General features: G+C 54.3%; 2 tRNA genes and 2 rRNA genes (1 of these 4 only partly in view). All 4 read left to right on the top strand.

From position 1 onward, the window contains the following. Positions 1 to 363 precede the first annotated feature (363 nt). Positions 364 to 1854: ribosomal RNA gene (locus AXW67_RS10210) — 16S ribosomal RNA — on the top strand. A gap of 229 nt (positions 1855 to 2083) precedes the next feature. Continuing rightward, positions 2084 to 2160: transfer RNA gene (locus AXW67_RS10205), tRNA-Ile, on the top strand. A 33-nt stretch (positions 2161 to 2193) separates the two neighbouring features. Further along, a tRNA-Ala gene (locus AXW67_RS10200) sits at positions 2194 to 2269 on the top strand. 389 nt (positions 2270 to 2658) lie between these two features. Further along, positions 2659 to 3431 (top strand): 23S ribosomal RNA (locus tag AXW67_RS10195) (it continues 2101 nt past the right edge of the window). The 16S and 23S rRNA genes sit together here with 2 tRNA genes alongside, the layout of an rRNA operon.

Here is a 3431-nt window from a genome sequence, read left to right as displayed (position 1 = left end):
CACTGATGCTCCTCACCTTGTTGAGTGACACAACAATCGACACCAGTCGGTTGGAGTCATTCATCGTCGGTAAGGGTGTCGGAACCCTTCCTCTCAGGAAGGTTGGGACCTCTCCGGTCCCGGGCTGTTTGACAAGTGAAGATGAAGAAAGAGAAACGTGGACGGCGGAGTCCTTGCGCCTCTCGGACCACTTAAGAGCTTCGGCTTTTGAGTACTGAGAGAGGACGAAAGACTTCGGCGGTACACGTTTCAAAGGAAACACCATCGTTGTCCGCGATGTGAATCGCAGACAGCAAGTCGATTTCGGTCGACAATGGTGGGACCTCGTCAAACGTTGTGATCAGCCGGTTCAAAGTTCAAGTCCAACTTGAGAGTTTGATCCTGGCTCAGAGCGAACGCTGGCGGCAGGCTTAACACATGCAAGTCGAGCGGGCGTAGCAATACGTCAGCGGCAGACGGGTGAGTAACGCGTGGGAACGTACCTTTTGGTTCGGAACAACACAGGGAAACTTGTGCTAATACCGGATAAGCCCTTACGGGGAAAGATTTATCGCCGAAAGATCGGCCCGCGTCTGATTAGCTAGTTGGTGAGGTAATGGCTCACCAAGGCGACGATCAGTAGCTGGTCTGAGAGGATGATCAGCCACATTGGGACTGAGACACGGCCCAAACTCCTACGGGAGGCAGCAGTGGGGAATATTGGACAATGGGGGCAACCCTGATCCAGCCATGCCGCGTGAGTGATGAAGGCCCTAGGGTTGTAAAGCTCTTTTGTGCGGGAAGATAATGACGGTACCGCAAGAATAAGCCCCGGCTAACTTCGTGCCAGCAGCCGCGGTAATACGAAGGGGGCTAGCGTTGCTCGGAATCACTGGGCGTAAAGGGTGCGTAGGCGGGTCTTTAAGTCAGGGGTGAAATCCTGGAGCTCAACTCCAGAACTGCCTTTGATACTGAAGATCTTGAGTTCGGGAGAGGTGAGTGGAACTGCGAGTGTAGAGGTGAAATTCGTAGATATTCGCAAGAACACCAGTGGCGAAGGCGGCTCACTGGCCCGATACTGACGCTGAGGCACGAAAGCGTGGGGAGCAAACAGGATTAGATACCCTGGTAGTCCACGCCGTAAACGATGAATGCCAGCCGTTAGTGGGTTTACTCACTAGTGGCGCAGCTAACGCTTTAAGCATTCCGCCTGGGGAGTACGGTCGCAAGATTAAAACTCAAAGGAATTGACGGGGGCCCGCACAAGCGGTGGAGCATGTGGTTTAATTCGACGCAACGCGCAGAACCTTACCAGCCCTTGACATCCCGGTCGCGGACTCCAGAGACGGAGTTCTTCAGTTCGGCTGGACCGGAGACAGGTGCTGCATGGCTGTCGTCAGCTCGTGTCGTGAGATGTTGGGTTAAGTCCCGCAACGAGCGCAACCCCCGTCCTTAGTTGCTACCATTTAGTTGAGCACTCTAAGGAGACTGCCGGTGATAAGCCGCGAGGAAGGTGGGGATGACGTCAAGTCCTCATGGCCCTTACGGGCTGGGCTACACACGTGCTACAATGGCGGTGACAATGGGAAGCGAAGACGCAAGTCCTAGCAAATCTCAAAAAGCCGTCTCAGTTCGGATTGGGCTCTGCAACTCGAGCCCATGAAGTTGGAATCGCTAGTAATCGTGGATCAGCACGCCACGGTGAATACGTTCCCGGGCCTTGTACACACCGCCCGTCACACCATGGGAGTTGGCTTTACCTGAAGACGGTGCGCTAACCAGCAATGGAGGCAGCCGGCCACGGTAGGGTCAGCGACTGGGGTGAAGTCGTAACAAGGTAGCCGTAGGGGAACCTGCGGCTGGATCACCTCCTTTCTAAGGATGGTCCTTCAGAGAGCTCACGCTCACTATCGGACCGTTTTAGAAACATCAGGGGCCAACAGATCGCCAGATCGTTGAGCTCCATTGGCGGGATTTCGCCGTCTACGTTTCTCTTTCTTCGCGGACGAACACGCGCCAGGGGCTGCGCTGTGCGGTTGCATTCGGCGCTAGTGGCCGGCTGCACGCGAGCAAGATCCCTTGTCCTCCGAAGGATATGCGTTAGGGGCTTGTAGCTCAGTTGGTTAGAGCGCGCGCTTGATAAGCGTGAGGTCGGAAGTTCAAGTCTTCCCAGGCCCACCACTTTCATCGAGTGAGCATTCGTCTTCTGGTTACGGGGCCATAGCTCAGCTGGGAGAGCGCGTGCTTTGCAAGCATGAGGTCGTCGGTTCGATCCCGTCTGGCTCCACCAGATGGTTTGATTGCCGGCGCAGCTTGTACCGAAATCGTCCGCGAAACATCACTTCGCACCCACTAGTCCGGATGGACAGTGACGTGCGTGTTTTCTGACATCGTAAAGAGGAGATCGATCCGAGTTGGGTCGTGCAGCAATTGTTGCGCGAGCCTTCATTATCTCCGGATCATTTCGGCGCTCGCTTCCGGCCGTGAGGTTGGTTGCGAGTTGTAAATGATCCTTTTAGCGAAGCTTGACCGCCTCGCTATCGGAACGATCTTACGAAGCAAGCTGGTCTTTCTAGTCAATGTCCGGCTGCGACAATCGCGTTCATCGAGGACGCGTGCCTTTGATGGCAGTTGCGCAGACAACATTCTGCCGAGTGTGTGGACATTGATAATGAGAGCAATCAAGTGCCTTAAGGGTGTTCGGTGGATGCCTTGGCGCTGAGAGGCGATGAAGGACGTGCTACGCTGCGATAAGCCGTGGGGAGCTGCGAAGAAGCTTTGATCCGCGGATTTCCGAATGGGGAAACCCACCTTCGATAGCCGGAACTCCAAGACCTTTGTCGAAAGACATCGGTGTGGGGTTCGACCAGATAATGCGAGAAGCCAGGCCTTTAGATTTCGATCGAAGAGGTTTTGGATTTCCGGTTATCAAGTGAAGGTATGAGACTTCTGAATAAAATAGGAGGTTTCAAGCAAACCCAGGGAACTGAAACATCTAAGTACCTGGAGGAAAGGACATCAACAGAGACTCCGTTAGTAGTGGCGAGCGAACGCGGACCAGGCCAGTGATACATCAAAGACAATCGGAACCAGTCAGGAAAGCTGGGCCTCAGAGGGTGATAGCCCCGTACGAGTAATGCGATGATGTATCCTTGAGTAAGGCGGGACACGTGCAATCCTGTCTGAACACGGGGGGACCACCCTCCAAGCCTAAGTACTCCTCAGCGACCGATAGCGAACCAGTACCGTGAGGGAAAGGTGAAAAGCACCCCGACGAGGGGAGTGAAATAGACCTGAAACCGGACACCTACAAACAGATGGAGCCCAAGATTCGTTCTGGGTGACATCGTACCTTTTGTATTATGGGCCAGCGACTTAATTTAACGAGCAAGCTTAAGCCGATAGGCGAAGGCGTAGCGAAAGCGAGTCTGAATAGGGCGCCAAGTTCGTTG

Source organism: Bradyrhizobium neotropicale (genome assembly GCF_001641695.1).
Lineage (GTDB): Bacteria > Pseudomonadota > Alphaproteobacteria > Rhizobiales > Xanthobacteraceae > Bradyrhizobium > Bradyrhizobium neotropicale.
The sequence above is the reverse complement of the archived record's forward strand: the minus strand, read 5'-3'. Positions and strand labels throughout refer to the sequence as shown.